Below are 20,512 nucleotides of genomic sequence, written 5' to 3' on the forward strand. Positions count from 1 at the left end.
TCGCTCGCCGCCGATGAGCTCCAATCGCCCGTACCTGCTGCGGGCGATCTACGATTGGATCACCGACAACCAGCTGACCCCCTACGTGCTGGTGGACGCCACCATCGAAGGCGTGCGAGTGCCGCCGCAGGTCGTCAAGAATGGCCAGGTGGTGCTCAATCTGGCCATGCGCGCAGTGGCGAATCTGGAGCTGGGGAACGACTACATCGGGTTCCAGGCCCGTTTTTCGGGTGTCAGCCAGGCAATCCGCATTCCCGTGCAGGCCGTCCTCGCCTTGTACGCGCAGGAAAACGGGCAGGGCATGATGTTTCCTACCGAAGACGGCGACACACCGCCGCCTGCGCCGGGCCCGGAAGATGCCGGCCCTGGACCATCTGGCGACGGCCCGGACAAGCCCAGGCGTTCACCCCATTTGCGGGTAGTGAAATAGGCATCCTCGGGTAGACGGGGAAAACGTGGGCCGATAGGTTTCCGGCCCGACCGTTAGTGCTCGATCTTTCGACGCCGCGGGCGAAGCGGAATAACGTTGTCTGACCCGACCATCGGGGGCGTCCCGGCTGTATCGGGCGAAGGCGTTTCCGTGCTGGGCAGGCTCACCCCGGCAAGCTGCTCGCCATGCATCCAGAGGCGGCCGTCCAGCCGGTCATCGCCATGCGCGCTGACCTCGAAAGCATAGCCAAGCTCGAGTTGACGCTTGCCACCGACCCGCCGCCAGCGAAGGTTGCGCAAACCCACCGTCTCATCCAACAACTGCAGGCCGTGCTGTGCACATTGCCGGCGTGCCTCGTCCACCGCCCGCTCGCGGGCGCGGGTGAATTTGAGCCACGTGCCCGCCACGGCAGCGAGCGCCAACAGGGCGATCAGGTCGGAAACTTGGCTCATGCGGGCAGTGTGTGGATGCGGCGGGCCGAGGGCAAGGTGGTCCGGTTGGAGGGAGGGCATCTGCGCGGTGACCGCAGGCTACGGCGGCGTCGCGCACGGGGATCGCTCCTGCAGTCAGTCGTGAACGTCGCTACCCCAACAGCGAAATGCCGTCAGCTTCCCAATTGAAGCCGCAGCGACAGATCGACTGCCCGCACGTGCTTGGTCAGTGCGCCCACCGAGATGAAATCCACGCCGGTGCGCGCATACCCACCAATGGTTTCCACGTCCACGTTGCCCGATATCTCCAGCGGCACGCGGCCCGCGGCAATCGCCACCGCTTCGCTCATCATCGACGGCGTGAAGTTGTCCAGCATGATGCGATCCACGCCCGCGTCGATCGCGCGGCGCAGTTCGTCCAGCGTTTCCACTTCGATTTCCAGCAGTAGCGAGGGATGCAGGCGGCGCGCCGCGGCCACCGCCGGTTCGATCCCGCCGGCCGCAGCGATGTGGTTCTCCTTCACGAGAATCGCGTCGAACAGGCCGATACGGTGGTTGTGGCCACCGCCGCAACGCACCGCGTACTTCTGCGCCAGCCTGAGGCCCGGCACGGTCTTGCGCGTGTCCAGCACGCGCACGCCGGTGCCGGCGACCGCGGCCACATAGGTGGCGGTAACGGTAGCGGTACCGGAAAGCAGCTGCAGGAAGTTGAGCGCGGAGCGTTCGGCGCTGACCAGGGCGCGTGCACGCCCGTGCAGATGACAGATCACGCTGCCCGCGGTTACGCGTTCGCCATCGCGCACGCGCCACTCGATCCTCACATCCGGGTCGAGCTTGCGAAAGCAGGCATTGAACCAGGGGATGCCGGCCATGACGGCGTTCTCGCGGCACGTCAGCGATGCGCTGGCGCGGGCATCGGCAGGGAGCAGGTCAGCGGTGGCGTCGCCCTTGCCGAAGTCCTCGGCAAAGGCGCGCTCGACGTCGTCGTCGATCAGGCGGGCGTCGGGCGGGTCGAGGGGGAGCGCGGCGGGCATGCAGCATCCGTTCGGTGGAAAGGCGGCGGCGGGCATGCATGGAGGCCTGCAACTGCTCCGCCAGCCATTAAGCATAACCGAGCAGGTAGGGCCTTTTGCCTGCTACGGCCGTGCGGGAAGCACCTGTGTGCTTCCCTTGCGCCCGCGAAGGCCAAGACATCGTCCGCAGGCGGGCACCTACGGGCCCGGCGTTTTCAGGCCAGGTCGTCCGTGCCGGCGGCCGCAGCCTGGCTCAGACGGTCGACGATCGCACCCATCGCGCGGTCGAACAGCGGCTCGGACGGCAGGATGCGTGCGCTCCCGGCGGCCAGTGCCGCGGCAAGCTCCTGCGGGGCATAGTCGCCCACCTTCAGGCCGCGCCGGTTGACGAACAGGTAGCGCCCGCTCATCGGGCTGATCCACGACAGCTTTGCACGGGTGACCGCGTCGCCGGTGGGGCTGAACTCCAGCCAGGTGCCAGGCTTGAGTTGCTCGACCTCGATGAGCTCGCCGTTGTCCATGGCAACCGCCGTCGGCTGGTCCTGGACCGGCTCGGGCTCGCCCGGTTCGGTATCCAGTAGCGGCTGGATGCTGTCGGGGATCGGCAGCACCACGTCCTCGGTGGTGCTGTCGGGCGCCATTTCGCCCAGCTGCTGCCGGTAGTAGGCATGCAACTGGCCGAGCAGGCGCTCGATGTCGCTTTCCTGGAAAGCGACATTGGCCAGGCCGCGGCGCAGCGCCCGCTCGATGCCCGGCAGCATGCGCAGCAGGGTGCGGCGATCCTCGGCGGTCTGCACGGGGCGGGCGCTGGCGATGAATTCGTTGACGAAGCGCAGCGCGTCCGCGAAGTTCGGCGAATCCTCGCCCTGGCGCAGGATGGTCAACACCAGGTGGTTGGCCCAGGCGCGCGCCAGCACGCCATGGATGAGGGGCGGCAGAGTCTGGCTGCCGATGCGGTCCAGGATTTCGCGGGCCGCGCGGCGACGCGCCAGTTCCAGCTTCTCGCGGCCGCGCGCCGATTCAGCCACGCGCTGCTCGGCCAGTTCCGCGCGCTTGCGGCCCTGTTCCTGGAACGCCTGCAACTCGTCACCGAGCCGTTCGAACAGGCCCATGTCGTCGTCGAAGTCGTGCAGGAGTCGTTCGACGATGGATTTGATCTTGTCGTAGACGCGGTGGTCGCGGTCGGATTCCTCCGACCAGCCCTTCGCCAAATCGGCCAGGCCGTCGAGCAGGCGACGCGCCGGATGGTGGCGATGGGCGAACAACTTGCGGTCGAGGATCGCCGCTTTGAGGTAAGGGATCTGCAGGCGCGCCAGCAGTACCTGCATCTCGGCCGGAAGCGTGCTGTCGGCGAGGATGAACTCGAACAACATGCCGACCAGGTCGATGGTGTCCTCGTCGATCGCCGAAACCTGGCTGGGGCGTTCGCCACGCAGGGCGCCGATCTGGCCCAGCAACTGTTCCTTCAGGTGGGCGACCTCGCGGCCGAGCGCGGCCGGGTCCGTCGCCTGCGCGCTCGGCAGGGGGCCGGACGCGAGCTGGCTCTGCAGCACGCTGAGCGCGCCGAGCAGTTCGTTCGCCGTGGGAATCGCGAAGGTTCCACCCAGTCCGCCTGCGCCTAGGGCCGCCCCACCGACGGTCACGCCACCGGCCTGGGCCCTGCGCGCGCTGAACAGCGCGCGCACCGTATGCAGCAGTTCGCTGGCCAGCTCGGCTTCCGTATCGGTGTCGCCCGCGGCATCGCCGGCAGCAGCGGCACCCGCGGTCGCGGGCGTGGCCGCCGGCCCTTCGCCACGTACCACCTCGTGGCGCAGTTGCGGCAACACGCCGGCGCGCACCAGCTCGGTGTTGATTTCCTGGTAGAGCTCCTCCAGCGCGGAGAGCACGTAACGGTCGAACAGCTTGTAGATGATCAGCTTGACGCGCATGTCCGCGGCCAGCTCGCGCATCGCCTGGCGGAACGCCTGCGCCAGCGCGGCGGGCGCCACCGGATTGGTACTGTCCTCGATCTTGTAGCCGCCGCAGATCACCGACAGCCGCTGGTTCACCGCGAACAGGTCGCGCGCCAGGCGCGACTCGTTCTTTGCCGTCATGCTGGTGATGGCGAGCGATTCCTCCAGCTCGTTCTCGGCCACCAGCGACAGCTCCACCGGCGCGGACGCCGGACCGGCCGCCGGCGCGGGGGCAGGACGCGTGGTAATGCTGGTCAGCTCGCGGCTGACCTGGGCCAGGAAGCTGCGCTCGACCATCGGTCGACGCTTGCGCACCTCGCGCATGCCGTCGAAGTAATGCATCTGCGCGGCGTTGTTCTCGGCCTTCTCGGCCAGGTCGAACAGTGCGTCGTCGACCTGCTCGAACATGTTGCCCAGAAGAAGCTGGAGGCGGCGGCCGGCTATGGTGCGCACGGCACCGAGCAGATCGCCCACGCGCTCAGTCGACTCCTGCCGCTGGCTCAGGCTGACGACCTTGTTAGGCTCATTGGCTTCTTTCATCGCCACACCCCTGAAGCATCCCTTGCCGACGACCACGGCCGCCTCGGCCACGTGAGATTCGACCTTAAGCGAGGAAACGTGAACGAGTCATGCACTGGCGTACACATTAGTCCACGCCATGTGTAAAAGGATGGCGCCGTTCACTTTTTCGAAAGGTCGCTTCAGGCAGTCGCGGGAAAGTCCTTCAACTGGACCGTGCCGATGCCTTCTTCGGGCAGCATGACCGGGATCCCGTCGTCGACCCGGTAGACCACCTTGCGGTCGACCGTGATGAGACCTTCGCCCAGGCGTTCCTGGACGCGCGCGCCGGCGACCGTGTCGACTTCGCCACGCTCGATCGCGGTGTTGATCGCCTCCAGCTCGCCGCGCGCAAGCTGGCGAACGGGCGTCTTGCTGACGGGGCAGCACAGGATGTCGAGCAGGCGCTTGTCCATGGCGGTGGGGTGTCTTGCGGAAAGCCCGTACAATAGCCCTTTTGGGATGGCAGAACCATGACTTCGACCGCCAAGCCGGCCCGCGTGGGCGTGGTGATGGGTTCCCGTTCGGACTGGGAAACCATGGAGCACGCCGCCGCCGTTCTCGACCAGCTGGGCGTGGCGCACGAAGTGCGCGTGGTGTCCGCCCATCGCACGCCGGACCTGCTGTTCCGCTATGCCGAGGAAGCGACCGGCCGCGGCATCGAGGTGATCATCGCCGGCGCCGGCGGTGCCGCCCATTTGCCAGGCATGCTGGCGGCCAAGACGCGGCTGCCGGTGTTGGGCGTGCCGGTGCAGTCCAAGGCGCTCAACGGCATGGATTCGCTGCTTTCCATTGCGCAAATGCCGGCCGGTATCCCGGTCGGCACCCTGGCGATCGGTCGTGCAGGCGCGGTGAATGCCGGCCTGCTCGCCGCCTCGGTGCTGGCGCTGCATGATCCGGACATCGCGCTGGCGCTGGACGCCTATCGCGCGAACCAGACGCAGGGCGTGCTCGACCAGCCGGACCCACGCGCATGAGCGAGCGCCGCCAACCCGTGCTGGGCATCCTCGGAGGCGGCCAGCTGGCGCGCATGCTGGCGCTCGCCGGCGCGCCGCTGGGCGTCAAGACGCTGGTGGTCGACAGCGCGGGGGATGCCTGCGCAGGTCAGGTCGCGCCGCTGGTGGTGGCCGACTGGAAGGACTATGTCGCGCTGGAGCGGTTTGCTTCCATGGTCGACGTGGTGACCTTCGATTTCGAGAACGTGCCCGCCGAAACGGCGCACTGGCTCGCCGAACGCGTGGCTGTTTCGCCGGTGCCCGGTGCGCTCGCCGTCGCGCAGGACAGGTTGGCCGAGAAGACGCTCTTTCGCGAATGCGGGTTGGACACGCCCGCGTTCGTGGCCGTGGATACCCGCGACGACCTCGACCGCGCGATCGCCGAGGTCGGCGCGCCGGCCATCCTCAAGACCCGTCGTCTGGGCTACGACGGCAAGGGACAGTTTCGCCTGAAAGCCCCGACCGATGCCGACGCCGCCTGGGCCGCCCTGGGCGCGCAGGGCGCCGCGCACGGGTTGATCCTGGAAGCGTTCGTGCCGTTCGAGCGGGAGCTCTCGGTCATCGCCGTGCGCAGCCGCGAAGGTGATTTCCGCACCTGGCCGCTGACACGCAACTGGCACACCGACGGCGTACTCAGCCTCAGCCTGGCGCCGGCGCCGGACATCGATCAACTGCAGCAGCGCGCCACCGAGCTGGCCCGCACGCTGGCCGAGCGGCTGGACTACGTGGGCGTATTCGCGCTGGAACTGTTCGTCAAGGACGGCCAGCTGCTGGGCAACGAGATGGCCCCGCGCGTTCACAACTCCGGGCATTGGACCATCGAAGGCGCGCACACCAGCCAGTTCGAGAATCACGTGCGCGCCGTACTCGGCATGCCGCTGGGCGACACCGGGGCACGTGGCGTGTCGTGCATGTTCAACTGGATCGGCGAACTGCCCGATCCCGCGCCGGTGCTGACCGCGATCGACGGGCACTGGCATGACTACGGCAAGCAGGCGCGCCCGGGCCGCAAGGTGGGGCATGCCACGGTGTGCGCGCCGGATGCGGCAACGCTGGTCGAGCGGATCGGTGGCATTGCCCGGGCTCTGGGACGAGACGATCAGGCTCAGCCTGTCCTGCAGTTGCTCGGCTGATCGGCAGGTGAGCTTCAGCCCACCGCCTCCCGTCAGGCAGGCGGAATCCCAACTTCCAGGGCAAAGAAAAAGCGGAGCCGTAGCTCCGCTTTTTTTTCAAAACGCCAGGAAGACGCCGATCAGGCCATGTTGCTGGCTGCGAATTCCCAGTTCACCACATTCCAGAAGTTTTCCAAATACTTCGGGCGGGCGTTGCGGTAGTCGATGTAATAGGCGTGTTCCCACACGTCACAGGTGAACAACGGCTTGTCGCTGCCGGTGATCGGCGTGCCCGCGTTGGACGTGTTGACGATGCCAAGCGAACCGTCCGGACGCTGCACCAGCCAGGTCCAGCCCGAACCGAAATTGCCCGCGCCCATCTTGGCGAACTCTTCCTTGAACTTCTCGACCGAACCGAACGCCTTGTTGATCGCGTCGGCCAGCTTGCCGCTCGGCTCGCCACCGCCGTTGGGCTTCATCGAGTTCCAGTAGAAGGTGTGGTTCCAGGTCTGCGCGGCATTGTTGAACACGCCGCCGGAGGACTTGCGGACGATCTCCTCGAGCTCCATTTCCTCGAACTCGGTGCCCGCGATCAGCTTGTTGAGGTTGGTCACGTAAGCGGCGTGGTGCTTGTCGTGATGGAACTCCAGCGTCTCTGCGGAGATGTGCGGCTCCAGCGCGTTCTTTTCGTAAGGAAGGGGGGGAAGTTCGATCGCCATGAGGGACTCCTTGGGCTTGCGGCTAAGGGGAGCCGGGCAGGCTTGCCGGGCGGCAGGCCGTGCGCGACTGATACACTTGTGGTCCTGCACGCATTGTAGAACCCCCGAGTTATGGACGTTAACGAGCGAATCAAGGCGGTGCTCGCCGAGCACCCCATGGTGCTTTTCATGAAGGGCACGCCGCAGTTCCCGATGTGCGGTTTTTCCGCCCGCGCCGCACAGGCGTTGAAGGAATCCGGCGCCGCCTTCCACGCCGTCAACGTACTGGCCGATCCGGAAGTGCGCGCCGCGCTGCCGCACTTCGCCAACTGGCCGACCTTTCCGCAACTTTTCATCCAGGGCGAGCTGATCGGCGGCTGCGACATCGTGGAGGACCTCAAGTCCTCGGGCGAACTGGCTCGCATGGCCGCGGACGTCAATGGCGCGGTGCGCGCATGACGCTGCCGATCGCACGCCTGCTGCAGCACATCACGCCAGCAGCCGACAGCCTGGCCGGTCGCGTGGTGCTGGTGACCGGCGCGTACGGCGGTCTGGGCCGTGCCGTGTCGCTCGCTGCTGCGCGTGCGGGCGCGACGGTCGTGATCACCGGCAAGCGCAAGCGCCAGCTCGAACAGCTCTATGACCTGATCGTTGCCGAGCAACTGCCCGAGCCGGTGATCCATCCGCTGGACATGGAAGCGGCAACGCCGCGCGATTACGAGGCGCTGGCCGACGGAATCGAGCGCGACCTCGGGCGCCTGGACGGTATCGTGCACTGCGCCGCCAGCTTCGGCGGCCTCACGCCGCTCGGCATGCACAAGCCGGACGAGTGGTTGCGCACGATGCACATCAACGTATCCGCGCCGTTCGCCCTGACCCAGGCCTGCCTGCCGCTGCTGGGCAAGGCGCCCGATGCATCGGTGGTGTTCGTGCTGGACAACCCCGACCTGGTCAACCGCGCGCATTGGGGCGCCTATGGTGTATCCAAGGCGGCGCTGGAGCGTTTCGTCGAGATCCTTCACCAGGAGACCGACACCACCGCCATCCGCACGCACGCGCTGCTGCCGGCGCCGATGCGCACGGCGCTGCGGCACCTGGCGTATTTCGGCGAAGACCCGAACACCCAGCCGCTGCCCGATGCCGCGGCCGCGGCGGCAGTGTGGCTGCTCGGCCCGCAGGGCGCGTCCGCCCGTGGCGCGATGCTGGACCTCCGCCCGGCCTGACCGGCAGCCGGCGGCTCCCATTCCGCCACCGACCCGTGGGGAGCGCACCGGTGCGCGACCGCCATGCCCCAGGCTGCCCGGCATGGCATCCTGACCCAAGCTACCGAGCCGAAGGAGTTCCTCCATGGAAACGCAGATGACCACCCTGTCGGCGGGCATCCTGCTGTTCCTGATCATGGATCCGCTCGGCAACGTGCCGTTCTTCCTGAGCCTGCTCAAGCACGTGCCGCCCAAGCGCCGGCGCTGGGTGATGATCCGCGAGTTGCTGATCGCGCTGGGTGTGCTGCTGGGTTTCCTGATCGGCGGCCAGCACATCCTCAAGCTGCTGCAGTTGCGCCAGGAGTCGATCAGCATCGCCGGCGGCATCGTGCTGTTCCTGATCGGTATCCGCATGGTGTTCCCGCCGCCGGAGGGCGGCATCTTCGGCAAACCGGGCGAGGGCGAGCCTTTCATCGTGCCGATGGCGATCCCCGGCGTCGCCGGCCCCTCGGCGATGGCCGCGTTGCTTCTGCTGACCAACACGTCGCCGGGACGCACCGCCGACTGGGCCATCGCGCTGTTGCTGGCGTGGCTGGCGACCTCGGCGATCCTGCTGTCTTCCACCTACCTGTTCCGCTGGCTGGGCGAGAGCGTGTTGACCGCGCTGGAACGCGTGATGGGCATGCTGCTGATCGCGCTGTCGGTGCAGATGTTCATGGGTGGCGTGGCCGCCTTCCTGCACATGCAGGTCTGACCCGCTCGCTCGAACCGTGCGTGCGCGCATGTTTGTGCGTCCGTGCTGCTCAGGTGCCGTCGTGCTGCTGTCATACTTCGCGCCCAGCATGGGAGAAAACCCCAGGAGGCGGTCGTGCTCAGCGTCGAACGGACCCTTGTCGAACGACTGCCATGGCTGGCCCAGCATCCGCGGCTCCGTCGCCCGGTGGCCGGGCTGCTGGGCCGCCTGGCGGACGAAGTGGGCTTCAATCGTGTGCTCGACGCCGTCGGCGGTGCCGAGGGTTTCGATTTCGTCGAGCGTGCGTTGGACGTGCTCGGCGCGAGTTATCACGTCAGTCCGCGCGAGCGCGAGAACATTCCGGTGGATGGGCCCGTGCTGGTCGTCGCCAACCATCCGTTGGGGATGGTCGATGCGCTGGGATTGCTGCAACTGGTCGGGTCGGTGCGACCGGACGTGCGCATTCTGGGAAATGACTGGCTCGGCTCGATCGAACCGCTGCGTCGGCTGCTGTTGCCGGTGGACGTGTTCGGCAAGGGCGCGGCGTCGAAGCTTCGCGGCATCTATCGCGCGCTGGAGCAGGGCGAGGCGCTGATCGTCTTTCCCGCCGGCGAGGTCTCGCGCATGGGACCCAACGGAGTGCGTGACGGGCAGTGGTCCGATGGTTTCGCGCGACTGGCCAGGCGCAGCGGCGCGCCGGTGCTGCCGGTGCACGTGGCGGCGCGCAACTCCGCGATGTTCTATGGCTTGTCGATGCTGGCCAAGCCGCTCAGCACGGCCATGCTGCCGCGCGAGGCGGTGGCGCCGATCAAGCGGCGAATCGGTTTCAGCGTCGGCGCGCTGGTCAGTGCCGCGGAACTGTTCGAGCGCAGCGGCGAGTCCCCACAGCGGGCGGCCAAGCTCATGCGCCGGCACGTCTATCGGGTCGGCCGTCGGCGCGGACTGATCTTCGGCGGCCAGGTACCGCTGGCGCATCCGGAGCCGGCCGAGCGGGTGGCCGCGGAACTTCAGGCGCAGGGCGAGAAGCTGGCCGAGCTCAACGACGGCAAGCAGGCGTGGCTGTTCAAGGGCGCGGCCGACAGCACGGTGCTGCGCGAGATCGGGCGCCTGCGCGAACTGACCTTCCGCAAGGTCGGCGAGGGCACCAACGCACGGCGCGACCTGGACGCGTTCGACCCGCACTACGAACACCTGTTGTTGTGGGATCCGGCGGCGCTGCGCATCGTCGGTTCCTACCGCTTCGGCCACGGTGGCCGCCTGATCGCCGAGCGCGGGCTGGCCGGCCTCTACACCGCGAGCCTCTTCAACTACTCGCCGGCGCTGGAATCGCGCCTCGCGCAGGGACTGGAGCTGGGGCGCAGCTTCATCGCGCCGGCCTATTGGCGTTCGCGCGCACTGGACCAGCTGTGGCAGGGCATCGGCCTGTACCTGCAGCGGCATCCGGAACTGCGCTACCTGTTCGGTCCGGTGAGCATGTCGGTCAGCCTGCCGCGCGAGGCGCGCGAGTGGATCGCCGCCGCGCACCAGCACTACTTCGGTACGCCGGGACTGGCCTCCGCCCGCCAGCCGTTCGTGATCTCGCCCGGCGTGATCGGGCTGGTGCGCCGGGCGCTGGAGGGGCTGGACGCGCAGGCCGGGCTGGGCAAGCTCAAGCACCACCTGGACGCGCTGGGCGTGAGCCTGCCGGTGCTCTACCGGCAGTATGTCGACCTGGTCGAGCCCGAGGGCGTGCAGTTCCTGGACTTCGGCGAGGACCCGGGTTTTTCCGGTTGCGTCGACGGCCTGGTGATGCTGGATCTGGCCAATCTCAAGCCCGCCAAGCGGGCGCGCTACCTCGGCAAGGCCGGCGCATGAAATCCGACCCACGAAAGGGGTGATTCGGACTTCGTCTTGTCATAAACTATCGTTAAGTTTGCTTAACAACTGGTCGGTAGATGGGGTGGCCCCATCGCTGCTGGACGATAGCTGCGCCAAGAAGTTAGGGGAAACACAAACACGTGACGCATGCTTGGCCCGAGGCCCGGCATCGGCGTTTTTTTGTTCCGACATCGAATTTTCCGTTGCAAGCCAATACAGGTCGATATAACGATGAATAGTCCAATTCGTGCCAAGGCCCTGCCGTTTGCCATCGCCACGTTGCTGGCGGTCGGTGCAGCGCCTGCCATCGCGCAGAACGTCACTTCGTCGGCGGTTGCCGGCCAGGTGGTCGATGCGTCGGGTCAGCCGGTCGCCAACGCCACCGTCACGATCGTGCATGAGCCTTCGGGTACCACCAAGGTGGTGTCCACCGATGCCTCCGGCCGCTACGTCGCGCAGGGCCTGCGCGTGGGTGGTCCGTTCGACATCACCGCTGCCAAGTCCGGCCTGAGCCAGGGCGAGCAGGACAACGTCTATCTGCAGCTGGGTCAGACCTCCGCGGTCAACCTGAAGATGGCCGCCGTCGAAGCGCAGAACCTCGGCGGCGTGACCGTCACCGCCTCCGCGCTGATGCAGACCTTCACGCCGGACAACAAGGGCCTGTCGACCAACGTCTCCGGCCGCCAGCTCGAGAGCACCCCGCAGGGCAACCGTTCGATCGACGACATCGCGCGTCTTGACCCGCGCATCAACGTCACCGACCAGGGCGACGGCTCGATCTCGGTCGCCGGCCTGCCGAACCGCTACAACAACATCAGCGTCGACGGCATCTCCCAGGGCGACCCGTTCGGCCTGAACGCCAACGGCCTCCCGTACCAGGGCTCGCCGATCTCGGTCGACACGATCGCCGAGTACAACATCTCGACCGCCAACTTCGACGTCGTGTCCGACACCGTCGGCGCCGACGTCAACGCGGTCACCAAGTCGGGCACCAACGAGTTCCACGGCTCGGTCTATTACGCCTACCGCAACGCCAACAAGATGGTCGGCAACGCCGGCTGGCTGGATCACGACGAGCCGGGCTACGAGTACACCGGTTACGCCCGTGACTGGACCGGCGGCATCACGCTGGGCGGCCCGATCATCAAGGACAAGCTGTTCTTCTTCGTCTCGGCCGAGCAGGAAAAGACCACCGGCATCGGCGCCGATTCGGCCAACGGCCTCGACGCGTCGCTGGGCAATGGCCCGTCGACCTCCAACAAGGTCTCCCCGGGCGACCTGCAGCGCGTGATCGACACCGCCAACGCCCTCGGCCTGCAGCCGGGCTCGTTCGGTGCGGGCGGCGTGACGCTGGAAGACAAGCGCTACCTGGCGAAGATCGACTGGAACATCACCAATAACCATCGCGCCAGCCTGACCTACCAGTACACCAAGGAAACCCAGCCGATCATCCAGGGCAACAGCTCGAATCAGATCGGTCTGAGCAGCTACTGGTACACCAAGGACAGCCTGACCAAGAACGCCGCGCTGCAGTTCTTCGATGACTGGACCGAGAACTTCTCCACCGAGGCGAAGGTCAGCTACCAGTCGTTCGAGCAGCTGGCCGGCAACGCCATCAACCAGCCCCAGGTGAAGGTCTACCTCGATCCGTCGGGCTTCGGTCCGTCGATCAACCTGGGCGAGGACCAGTACCGCCACGAGAACGCCATCAGCACCAAGAAGTGGTCGGCGTTCCTGGCCGGCACGCTGTACCTGGGCGATCACACCCTCAAGGCCGGTATCGACTACCAGCGCTCGAAGATCTACAACCTGTTCGGCCGCACCGAGCACGGCAACTACACCTTCTACGGCCTGGACAACTTCGCAGCCGGCAACTACGACTCGTACTTCCTGTACCAGCCGGCGGACGGCTATACGCTCAACGACGTCGCGGCCAACTGGACCTACACCCAGTACAGCCCGTTCCTGCAGGACACCTGGCAGGTCAACGACAACCTGTCGCTGACCTACGGCGTGCGCGTTGACATCCCGCAGGCCAACAAGGCCCCGCTGTACAACCCGGCCTTCGAGCAGGCGTTCGGTTACCCGAACAACACCAAGCTGGGCGCCAAGAACAAGGTCGTCGAGCCCCGCCTGGCCTTCAACTATGCGTTCGACACCGAGCGCATGACCCAGCTGCGCGGCGGTTTCGGCCTGTTCCAGACCAGCCCGCCGACGGTGTGGATGACCAACCCCTACCAGAACAACGGCCTGACCGTGGCAAGCTATGCCTCGTTCGATCCGGCCGACGCGGCGTTCAGCCCCGACCCGTACGGCCAGAACCGTCCGGCCGGCGCCGGCAGCGTGAGCGGCGACGTCGACACCATCGATCCGAACTTCAAGCTGCCGAGCGTGTGGAAGACCACCCTGGCGTTCGATCGCGAGCTGCCGTGGTGGGGCATGATCGGGTCGGTCGAACTGCAGCACTTCAAGACCCGCAACGGCATCTACTACCAGGCGATCAACATCGGTGCGCCGACCGGCGTGTTGCCGGATGGCCGCTTCCAGTACTGGGCGACCCCGGGCGAGTTCCCGAACAGCCGTGATGCGGCTGCCAACCGCAACTTCGACTTCGATCGCGCCTCGACGCTGCTGACCAACACCGACAAGGGCAAGTCCGACGCCCTGACCTTGGCCCTGTCCAAGCCGTTCTCCAACGACTGGGCCGGCAGCCTGGCCTTCACCATGAGCCACGCCACCGAGGTGAACCCGGGCAACAGCTCGCAGGCGTCCTCCGGCTACGCCTACGTGGTGCGCGAGAACGTCAACGACGAAGTGGCCGCTACCGCCGACCGCAACATCGCCAAGACGATCAAGGCCTCGCTCACCTGGCAGCACGCCTTCTTCGGTGATTACAAGACCTCGGTGTCGGCGTTCTACAACGGCCACGATGGCCTGCCGTACAGCTGGATCTTCTCGGGCGACGCCAATGGCGACGGCATCACCTACGAGGATCCGGCCTACATCCCGACCTTGAACGACCCGAAGGTTGCTTTCGACGGCGCGTCGGCGCAGGTGATCCAGCAGTTCCAGGACTTCATCTCGAGCGACGATTACCTCAACAGCCACCGCGGCCAGATTGCTTCGCGCAACGGTGCGCACTACAGCTGGGTGAACGAGCTCGACATGAGCTTCGCCCAGGAAGTGCCCGGCATCGTCAAGGGCAACAAGGGCGTCCTCCGTCTGGACATCTACAACTTCCTCAACCTGCTCAACAACGATTGGGGCCAGACGGTCAACACGCAGTTCAACACCCGCACGCTGGCCGGTTACGACGGCGTCAACGCGCAGGGCCAGTACCTGTACTACCTGCCCACCGACGAGAACGGCAACTACCAGCCGCAGCAGCTGGTGCGCTACGACGCGGGCAGCAACCCGACCCGCGTCGTGTCGCGCTGGTCGGCCATGCTGACCCTGCGTTACACGTTCTAAGAGGCACCGTCCTCGGCAAGTCAGGCCGGCGCCCGCAAGGGCGCCGGTTTTTTTTTCGCTCCCCTCGCATTTTTTGCAGGAGTTGGCCTGCGGGCGATGCTCTTGACCGTCCCGAAAGCACCGCCCGCAAGCGGGCTCCTACGGGATGGCGGCGGACGCGCTGGCTTGACCCTGGCCCGCCGCGCGCGGGAAGCTACACGGTCCGCCACGGCGCCGGCATCAGGCCGGACGACGTCAGCGGCAGGAGAAGGCAAGAATGAACGACACCCACGCCGGCCGCGCCGGCAAGCCCGCCACCGTCAGCGCGCGCATCTCGCCGGCGGGCGGACTGGACATCCTCTCGCGCAACGAAGTCGCCCGCCTGCGCGACGCCAGCGGCTCGGGCCTGCATGCCCTGCTGCGCCGCTGCGCCCTGGCCGTGCTCACCTCCGGCAACATCAGCGACGACCCGCGCACGATGTTCGAGCAGTACCCCGATTTCGACGTCCAGGTGCTGCAGCAGGATCGCGGCATCAAGATCGAGCTGTCCCACGCGCCCGCCCAGGCCTTCGTCGACGGCCAGATCATCCGCGGCATCAACGAGCTGCTGGTCGCGGTGGTGCGCGACATCGTCTACGTGTCCACGCAGCTGGAGCAGGGCGGTTTCGACCTGGACGAGACCGTCGGCATCACCCACGCCGTGTTCGAGATCCTGCGCAACGCCCGCATCCTCAAGCCGCACATCGACCCGAATCTGGTGGTGTGCTGGGGTGGTCACTCGATCTCGCGCGACGAATACGAATACACCAAGTCGGTCGGCTACCAGTTCGGCCTGCGCGGCATGGACATCTGTACGGGTTGCGGCCCGGGCGCCATGAAGGGCCCGATGAAGGGCGCCACCATCGCCCACGCCAAGCAGCGCCGGCGCAACAACCGCTACATCGGCATCACCGAGCCGGGAATCATCGCGGCCGAGTCGCCCAACCCGATCGTCAACCAGCTGGTGATCATGCCGGACATCGAGAAACGCCTGGAGGCGTTCGTCCGCATGGCGCACGGCATCGTGGTGTTCCCCGGCGGCGTGGGCACGGCGGAGGAGATCCTTTACCTCCTCGGCATCCTGCTGCATCCGTCGAACGCCGGCGTTCCGTTCCCGCTGATCTTCACCGGCCCCAAGCAGTCGGCCGCCTATTTCGAGCAGATCGACCGCTTCCTCAAGCTCAGCCTGGGTGAAGAGGTGGCGCAGCACTACCAGATCATCGTGGACGACCCGGCCGCGGTGGCGCGCGCGATGGTCAAGGGCGTCGACAAGGTGCGCAACCATCGCCTGGACACCAAGGACGCGTTCTTCTTCAACTGGGCACTGGACATCCCGTTCGCCTTCCAGCTGCCGTTCCGCCCGACCCACGAGGCGATGCGCGCGCTGGCCCTGCACCGCGGGCGTCCTCGCCACGAGCTCGCGGCGGACCTCCGCCGTGCGTTCTCCGGCATCGTCGCCGGCAACGTCAAGGAGGAGGGCGTGCGCGCGATCGAGGATCACGGCCCGTTCGACATCGACGGCGAGGCGGACATCATGCGGGCGCTCGACGCACTGCTGCAGGCCTTCGTCAGCCAGCACCGCATGAAGCTCCCCGGCGGCTCGGCCTACGTGCCCTGCTACCGCGTGCGCGCAGAGGGTGCGGAGACGGCTCCGGCCGCCTGATCGCCATACCGCTGCCCTCGCCCCCGGCAGAGCTGGGGCGGGGCAGCGGCATGCGACTGTAGAAGCGCCCTTGGGCTCTCCTGCAAAAGTCGCCGCTCTTCAAGGTCACTGCAGAAGACCCGATCGTGAACTCGGGCCACTCGCGCATGCCCCGTCGCGGCACGCGCGGATTGAGGCTGGGAGCGTCCGGAAGCGCCCCCGCGTCCAGCCCGGAGCCTCGGAAAGAAGGCAAAGAAAAAGGCCTTGCATCGCTGCAAGGCCTTTGAATTTGGCGCCCGAAGTTGGACTCGAACCAACGACCCCCTGATTAACAGTCAAGTGCTCTAACCAGCTGAGCTATTCGGGCGGGGTGAGCTGCGTAGTTTGAATAGCCTCAGGTGGGCTGTCAAGCGGCCGGGACACCTTTCCCGCGGCCCTGCACTCAGTTGCCATCGGCGTCGCGGGCCGAAGCTGCCTGCCGGGCCAACATGACAAACAGACGATCCGACGGTGCCCCTACGGCCACCATCAGGTCGCCATCCGGGCTGCGCACCACGCACGCCGAAACACCTGCGCTCTCCAGGTGCCGCTGCGCGGCGGCGAGCAATGGCGTCGCGTCCGGCGGCGGCTGCGGCGGTGAGGGTCGGCGGTTTGACGGATCTCCGTAAGCCATGGCGCACCTCGGGATGGAAGTCCGCAGCGGTTGTGGCACCCAACTCGTGAACACCTGGTGTAACCGGAAGTGGGCTCCAGCGCACCGGCCTGGATGCCGCCCTTACGGCGGGCCGAAACCACCACGAATTACGAGCAACTCTCGGCCCGCCTGCCACGCGGCCGGCTTCCGCGCACTCGTCCCGAGTTCGACACCACTACGCCAAGGGGCTCCCCGCTTCCTCCCGGAGTGCAAAAGAGCAGGGTGAGATTGCTGCCACTGGCGCTGCCATCGGGCAGGAACGTCACATGCCGACGCGACTCGCTGCCCTGGATCACCAGACGTGTGTGACTGTCGCCGACACGCAACGGTGCGGCATCCGGCTGGTTGTCGCGATTGCGGTCGACACCGACCAGCCAGCCACCGTCCCAGCGGCTTTCCTCGCTGCAATGCACGCGATCGCGGGTCGGGCAGAACAGCACCCGCGTACGCCGCAGTACCGCCTCGCCGCGCGCATAGCCGAGCGCCTCGATGAAATCCATCTGCGCCGATTGCGCCCGCCCGCGACGCACCAGCCCGGCCAGCGACGGACTGGCGATGCCTGCGAGGATCGCCAGGATCGCCACCACCATCACCTGCTCGACCAGCGTGACGCCGCGCATACGGCGGCGCCCGCTTCGCTGCATCCCTGCCATGCCATCGCTCCGTGCGAGGAACGCGCATCATCCGCGCCGCCACCGGGCGCTGGAAGCAGCCTGAACACCACCATCCCGTGGGTCTGTGCTGACAGCCCCTGTCAGCAGGGCGCCTTTAAGATCGCCCCGTCCGCCCGCATATCCGTCAGCCATGACCGACCGATTCCAACTTGTTTCCCCGTACCAGCCTTCCGGCGACCAGCCGCAAGCCATCGCCAAACTGAGCGAGGGCTTCGAGGCTGGCCTGGCCGCGCAGACGCTGCTGGGCGTCACCGGCTCGGGCAAGACCTACACCATCGCCAACGTGATCCAGCAAGTGCAGCGTCCGACCATCGTGCTGGCGCCGAACAAGACGCTGGCCGCGCAGCTCTACGGCGAGTTCAGGGAGTTCTTCCCGCACAACGCGGTCGAGTACTTCGTCAGCTATTACGACTACTACCAGCCCGAGGCCTACGTGGTCGCCTCGGACACTTTCATCGAGAAAGATTCGTCGATCAACGACCACATCGAGCAGATGCGCCTGGCCGCGACCAAGGCGCTGCTCTCTCGGCGCGACGCGATCATCGTCGCCACCGTCTCGGCCATCTACGGCCTGGGCGATCCGGAAGACTACCTCTCGCTGCGCCTGATCCTCTCCACCGGCGAGCGCATCGACCAGCGTAAACTCATCCACCAGCTCACCGAGCTGCAGTACACCCGCAACGAGATGGAACTGCGCCGCGGCACCTACCGCGTGCGCGGCGAGAACATCGACGTCTTTCCGGCCGAATCGGAAACCGAGGCGCTGCGCATCGAGCTGTTCGACGGCGACGTGGAAAGCCTCTCGCTGTTCGACCCGCTCACCGGCGAGACGATCCGCAAGGTCCAGCGCTACACCGTCTACCCGCGCACCCACTACGCCAGCACCCGCGAGAGCGTGCTCAACGCCATCGAGACGATCAAGGTCGAACTCAAGGAACGGCTGGAGCAGCTCTACCGCGACAACAAGCTGGTCGAGGCGCAGCGGCTGGACCAGCGCACCCGCTTCGACATCGAGATGATGGCCGAGGTCGGCTTCTGCCAGGGCATCGAGAACTACTCGCGCCACATGACCCGCCGCGGTCCCGGCGAGCCGCCGCCGACCCTGTTCGACTACCTGCCGCCCGACGCGCTGCTGGTAGTGGACGAATCGCACGTCACCGTCCCGCAGCTAGGCGCGATGTACAAGGGCGACCGCTCGCGCAAGGAGACGCTGGTCGAGTTCGGCTTCCGCTTGCCTTCGGCGATGGACAACCGCCCGCTGCGCTTCGAGGAGTGGGAACAGCGCGCGCCGCGCACCATCTACGTCTCCGCCACGCCGCGCGATTACGAGCTGGAAAAATCCGGCGACGCCGTCACCGAACTCGTCGTGCGTCCCACCGGCCTCGTCGATCCGGAAGTGGAAGTGCGCCCGGTGCGCACCCAGGTCGACGACCTGCTCGGCGAGGCCAAGAAGCGAATCGCCATGGGCGACCGCATCCTGGTCACCACGCTCACCAAGCGCATGGCCGAGAACCTCACCGAATACCTCTCCGAGCACGACGTGAAGGTGCGCTACCTGCACTCGGACATCGAGACGGTCGAGCGCACCGAGATCATTCGCGACCTGCGCCTGGGCGAGTTCGACGTGCTGGTGGGCATCAACCTGCTGCGCGAGGGCCTAGACATGCCCGAGGTCTCGCTGGTGGCGATCCTGGACGCCGACAAGGAAGGTTTCCTGCGCTCCACCGGCTCGCTGATCCAGACCATCGGCCGCGCCGCCCGCAACGTGCGCGGCAAGGCCATCCTCTACGCCGACCAGGTCACCCGCTCCATGCAGGCGGCGATGGACGAAACCAGCCGCCGCCGCGAAAAGCAGATCGCCTACAACGAAGCCAACGGCATCACCCCGCAGACCGTCGTGCGCCGCATCGCCGACATCATGGAAGGCGCCCGCGCCGAACCCTCCGCACGCGGCAAGGGCAAGGCCGGCAAGGGCTCCCGCGGCAAGGCCGTGGCCGAAGGGGCAGGGGAGTACGCCAACCTCACCGCCACCCAGGCCGCCGCCGCTATCCGCAAGCTCGAGGGGCAGATGTACAAGCACGCCCAGAACTTGGAGTTCGAGGAAGCCGCCCGCCTGCGCGACCAGATCCACAAGCTGCGCGAGCAGGTGATGCAGAGCTGACGCGCCCCGTTCTAGCTCCCTCTGCCCTCCGGGGAGAGGGTCGGGGTGAGGGGCCGCCCTAGCCTCGAACTAAGCCAGAGCCAAAAAGCTTGGCATCCCACCCCCACCCTTGCTAAACTTCGCGGCTCTTGGGCGGTTAGCTCAGCGGTAGAGCACTACCTTGACATGGTAGGGGTCACAAGTTCGATCCTTGTACCGCCCACCAAGAGTTGAAACGAAAAGGCCGGCGCATTGCGCCGGCCTTTTTTTGTTGCCCAAAGGCTGCCGTCTCGATCAAGCCAACCGCTCTGGACGTTCCGCCGCGAACGGGGATAGCCTGCTCCACGGGGAATCAGGAGCGTCGCCGTGAGTGCATGGACAGGCATCGAAATTCGCGAGGAGCGGGACAAGCTGGAGCGTGAAGTCGCCGCACTGCTTGGTTTCATGTTGTTCGAGTATGCCCGCCTTGATATGGCGTTGGGCATGGCTCTCGCGTGGGCAGATGGCGGGCGGGACCTGAAGTCACGGAGCGAGCAGTTTGCTGGGGCGAACCTGTACAGCAAGCTGGCGGCATTCGCCAAGGCCGCCCAAGCGAAGTTCAAAAGAAATCCCCAGATTAAAGAGGCGTTCCTTGGGCTGATCGACGATGCGCATCGTGCGCGCGAGTTCAGGAACATATTGGTTCACGGCCGCTGGGGTTTTGAGGCCACGGAGCAGACAGCGGTCTGTGTCACCGGCTTGCCTACATCTGTGGGCCAGCGGGAGATCCGGTACACAATTTCGGATCTGCAGGGCATGCTCGAATCGGTCCGTTCCGTTCGCCAGCGCTTGCATAAGCTGATTGCAGATAAGTGGCTCTGACCCCGATATTTGACCCCGATATTTCCCGATT

At 66.5% G+C, this 20,512-nt stretch carries 18 protein-coding genes and 2 tRNA genes; 12 read left to right on the top strand and 8 right to left on the bottom strand.

Annotated elements, in window-relative coordinates; genetic code table 11:
• Positions 1-13 precede the first annotated feature (13 nt).
• Positions 14-430, top strand: coding sequence for a ClpXP protease specificity-enhancing factor (locus ACFWZ4_RS09145; protein WP_439704607.1), 417 nt, complete (start codon positions 14-16; stop codon positions 428-430).
• A gap of 53 nt (positions 431-483) precedes the next feature.
• On the opposite strand, the gene ACFWZ4_RS09150 is transcribed toward ACFWZ4_RS09145, so the two are convergent.
• The 4 genes from ACFWZ4_RS09150 to ACFWZ4_RS09165 all read right to left on the bottom strand — a co-directional run bounded on the left by ACFWZ4_RS09150 (position 484) and on the right by ACFWZ4_RS09165 (position 4,800).
• The gene (locus ACFWZ4_RS09150) at positions 484-882 is read right to left on the bottom strand and encodes a DUF3301 domain-containing protein (protein WP_439704382.1); all 399 of its coding nucleotides are present in this window, start codon (positions 880-882) and stop codon (positions 484-486) included.
• 152 nt (positions 883-1,034) lie between these two features.
• The gene (gene nadC / locus ACFWZ4_RS09155; RefSeq protein ID WP_439704383.1) at positions 1,035-1,895 is read right to left on the bottom strand and encodes a carboxylating nicotinate-nucleotide diphosphorylase; all 861 of its coding nucleotides are present in this window, start codon (positions 1,893-1,895) and stop codon (positions 1,035-1,037) included.
• 194 nt (positions 1,896-2,089) lie between these two features.
• Positions 2,090-4,366: a DUF1631 domain-containing protein gene (locus ACFWZ4_RS09160; RefSeq protein ID WP_439704384.1), complete on the bottom strand. Its 2,277-nt coding sequence runs from the start codon at positions 4,364-4,366 to the stop codon at positions 2,090-2,092.
• 161 nt (positions 4,367-4,527) lie between these two features.
• Positions 4,528-4,800, bottom strand: coding sequence for a Trm112 family protein (locus ACFWZ4_RS09165; RefSeq protein ID WP_231324449.1), 273 nt, complete (start codon positions 4,798-4,800; stop codon positions 4,528-4,530).
• Between the two features lie 57 nt (positions 4,801-4,857).
• On the opposite strand from ACFWZ4_RS09165, the gene purE reads away from it, so the two are divergent.
• A complete protein-coding gene (purE, locus tag ACFWZ4_RS09170; protein ID WP_439704385.1) occupies positions 4,858-5,361 on the top strand; it encodes a 5-(carboxyamino)imidazole ribonucleotide mutase in 504 nt (167 codons plus the stop codon).
• Positions 5,358-6,512 (top strand): 5-(carboxyamino)imidazole ribonucleotide synthase, encoded by a 1,155-nt coding sequence (locus ACFWZ4_RS09175; protein WP_439704386.1) that lies wholly within the window; start codon positions 5,358-5,360, stop codon positions 6,510-6,512. Before purE ends, ACFWZ4_RS09175 begins: the two co-directional genes overlap by 4 nt.
• Before the next feature lie 119 nt (positions 6,513-6,631).
• Here the strand turns inward: ACFWZ4_RS09175 and ACFWZ4_RS09180 are convergent, their stop codons facing one another.
• On the bottom strand, positions 6,632-7,210 hold the full coding sequence (locus ACFWZ4_RS09180) for a superoxide dismutase (protein WP_439704387.1): 579 nt from the start codon (positions 7,208-7,210) through the stop codon (positions 6,632-6,634).
• 111 nt (positions 7,211-7,321) lie between these two features.
• Between ACFWZ4_RS09180 and grxD the strand changes: the two genes are divergently transcribed.
• From grxD to ppnN, 6 genes are all read left to right on the top strand, one after another.
• The gene (gene grxD, locus ACFWZ4_RS09185; protein ID WP_439704388.1) at positions 7,322-7,648 is read left to right on the top strand and encodes a Grx4 family monothiol glutaredoxin; all 327 of its coding nucleotides are present in this window, start codon (positions 7,322-7,324) and stop codon (positions 7,646-7,648) included.
• A complete protein-coding gene (locus ACFWZ4_RS09190; RefSeq protein WP_439704389.1) occupies positions 7,645-8,412 on the top strand; it encodes an SDR family NAD(P)-dependent oxidoreductase in 768 nt (255 codons plus the stop codon). Before grxD ends, ACFWZ4_RS09190 begins: the two co-directional genes overlap by 4 nt.
• 136 nt (positions 8,413-8,548) lie before the next feature.
• Entirely contained in the window at positions 8,549-9,145 is a 597-nt protein-coding gene (locus ACFWZ4_RS09195) for a YhgN family NAAT transporter (protein WP_231325902.1), read from the top strand.
• Between the two features lie 114 nt (positions 9,146-9,259).
• Positions 9,260-10,978: a lysophospholipid acyltransferase family protein gene (locus ACFWZ4_RS09200; RefSeq protein WP_439704390.1), complete on the top strand. Its 1,719-nt coding sequence runs from the start codon at positions 9,260-9,262 to the stop codon at positions 10,976-10,978.
• Positions 10,979-11,212: 234 nt separating this feature from the next.
• Positions 11,213-14,452 carry a TonB-dependent receptor gene (locus ACFWZ4_RS09205; protein ID WP_439704391.1) on the top strand — a complete coding sequence of 1,080 codons (3,240 nt, stop codon included), beginning with the start codon at positions 11,213-11,215 and terminating at the stop codon, positions 14,450-14,452.
• 256 nt (positions 14,453-14,708) lie between these two features.
• Positions 14,709-16,133, top strand: a complete 1,425-nt coding sequence (ppnN, locus tag ACFWZ4_RS09210) for a nucleotide 5'-monophosphate nucleosidase PpnN (RefSeq protein WP_439704392.1) — start codon at positions 14,709-14,711, stop codon at positions 16,131-16,133.
• 269 nt (positions 16,134-16,402) lie between these two features.
• Here the strand turns inward: ppnN and ACFWZ4_RS09215 are convergent.
• The 3 genes from ACFWZ4_RS09215 to ACFWZ4_RS09225 all read right to left on the bottom strand — a co-directional run bounded on the left by ACFWZ4_RS09215 (position 16,403) and on the right by ACFWZ4_RS09225 (position 17,459).
• Positions 16,403-16,479, bottom strand: a tRNA-Asn gene (locus ACFWZ4_RS09215).
• 75 nt (positions 16,480-16,554) lie between these two features.
• Positions 16,555-16,785: a hypothetical protein gene (locus ACFWZ4_RS09220; protein ID WP_439704393.1), complete on the bottom strand. Its 231-nt coding sequence runs from the start codon at positions 16,783-16,785 to the stop codon at positions 16,555-16,557.
• A gap of 128 nt (positions 16,786-16,913) precedes the next feature.
• Positions 16,914-17,459, bottom strand: coding sequence for a GspH/FimT family pseudopilin (locus ACFWZ4_RS09225; protein ID WP_439704394.1), 546 nt, complete (start codon positions 17,457-17,459; stop codon positions 16,914-16,916).
• Between the two features lie 151 nt (positions 17,460-17,610).
• Between ACFWZ4_RS09225 and uvrB the strand changes: the two genes are divergently transcribed.
• The 3 genes from uvrB (at position 17,611) to ACFWZ4_RS09240 (ending at position 20,481) form a co-directional block, all read left to right on the top strand.
• Positions 17,611-19,641: an excinuclease ABC subunit UvrB gene (uvrB, locus tag ACFWZ4_RS09230; protein WP_439704395.1), complete on the top strand. Its 2,031-nt coding sequence runs from the start codon at positions 17,611-17,613 to the stop codon at positions 19,639-19,641.
• Positions 19,642-19,771: 130 nt separating this feature from the next.
• A tRNA-Val gene (locus ACFWZ4_RS09235) sits at positions 19,772-19,846 on the top strand.
• Positions 19,847-19,986: 140 nt separating this feature from the next.
• Positions 19,987-20,481: a hypothetical protein gene (locus tag ACFWZ4_RS09240; RefSeq protein ID WP_439704396.1), complete on the top strand. Its 495-nt coding sequence runs from the start codon at positions 19,987-19,989 to the stop codon at positions 20,479-20,481.
• The last annotated feature ends 31 nt before the right edge of the window (positions 20,482-20,512 follow it).

This window comes from Frateuria sp. GZRe12, from assembly GCF_051900535.1.
GTDB lineage: Bacteria > Pseudomonadota > Gammaproteobacteria > Xanthomonadales > Rhodanobacteraceae > Frateuria_A.

Coding starts and splice junctions, on each gene's coding strand:
- ACFWZ4_RS09145 (WP_439704607.1), top strand. CDS start 14: ATGAGCTCCAATCGCCCGTACCTGCTGCGGGCGATCTACGATTGGATC.
- ACFWZ4_RS09150 (WP_439704382.1), bottom strand. CDS start 882: ATGAGCCAAGTTTCCGACCTGATCGCCCTGTTGGCGCTCGCTGCCGTG.
- nadC (WP_439704383.1), bottom strand. CDS start 1,895: ATGCCCGCCGCGCTCCCCCTCGACCCGCCCGACGCCCGCCTGATCGAC.
- ACFWZ4_RS09160 (WP_439704384.1), bottom strand. CDS start 4,366: ATGAAAGAAGCCAATGAGCCTAACAAGGTCGTCAGCCTGAGCCAGCGG.
- ACFWZ4_RS09165 (WP_231324449.1), bottom strand. CDS start 4,800: ATGGACAAGCGCCTGCTCGACATCCTGTGCTGCCCCGTCAGCAAGACG.
- purE (WP_439704385.1), top strand. CDS start 4,858: ATGACTTCGACCGCCAAGCCGGCCCGCGTGGGCGTGGTGATGGGTTCC.
- ACFWZ4_RS09175 (WP_439704386.1), top strand. CDS start 5,358: ATGAGCGAGCGCCGCCAACCCGTGCTGGGCATCCTCGGAGGCGGCCAG.
- ACFWZ4_RS09180 (WP_439704387.1), bottom strand. CDS start 7,210: ATGGCGATCGAACTTCCCCCCCTTCCTTACGAAAAGAACGCGCTGGAG.
- grxD (WP_439704388.1), top strand. CDS start 7,322: ATGGACGTTAACGAGCGAATCAAGGCGGTGCTCGCCGAGCACCCCATG.
- ACFWZ4_RS09190 (WP_439704389.1), top strand. CDS start 7,645: ATGACGCTGCCGATCGCACGCCTGCTGCAGCACATCACGCCAGCAGCC.
- ACFWZ4_RS09195 (WP_231325902.1), top strand. CDS start 8,549: ATGACCACCCTGTCGGCGGGCATCCTGCTGTTCCTGATCATGGATCCG.
- ACFWZ4_RS09205 (WP_439704391.1), top strand. CDS start 11,213: ATGAATAGTCCAATTCGTGCCAAGGCCCTGCCGTTTGCCATCGCCACG.
- ppnN (WP_439704392.1), top strand. CDS start 14,709: ATGAACGACACCCACGCCGGCCGCGCCGGCAAGCCCGCCACCGTCAGC.
- ACFWZ4_RS09220 (WP_439704393.1), bottom strand. CDS start 16,785: ATGGCTTACGGAGATCCGTCAAACCGCCGACCCTCACCGCCGCAGCCG.
- ACFWZ4_RS09225 (WP_439704394.1), bottom strand. CDS start 17,459: ATGGCAGGGATGCAGCGAAGCGGGCGCCGCCGTATGCGCGGCGTCACG.
- uvrB (WP_439704395.1), top strand. CDS start 17,611: ATGACCGACCGATTCCAACTTGTTTCCCCGTACCAGCCTTCCGGCGAC.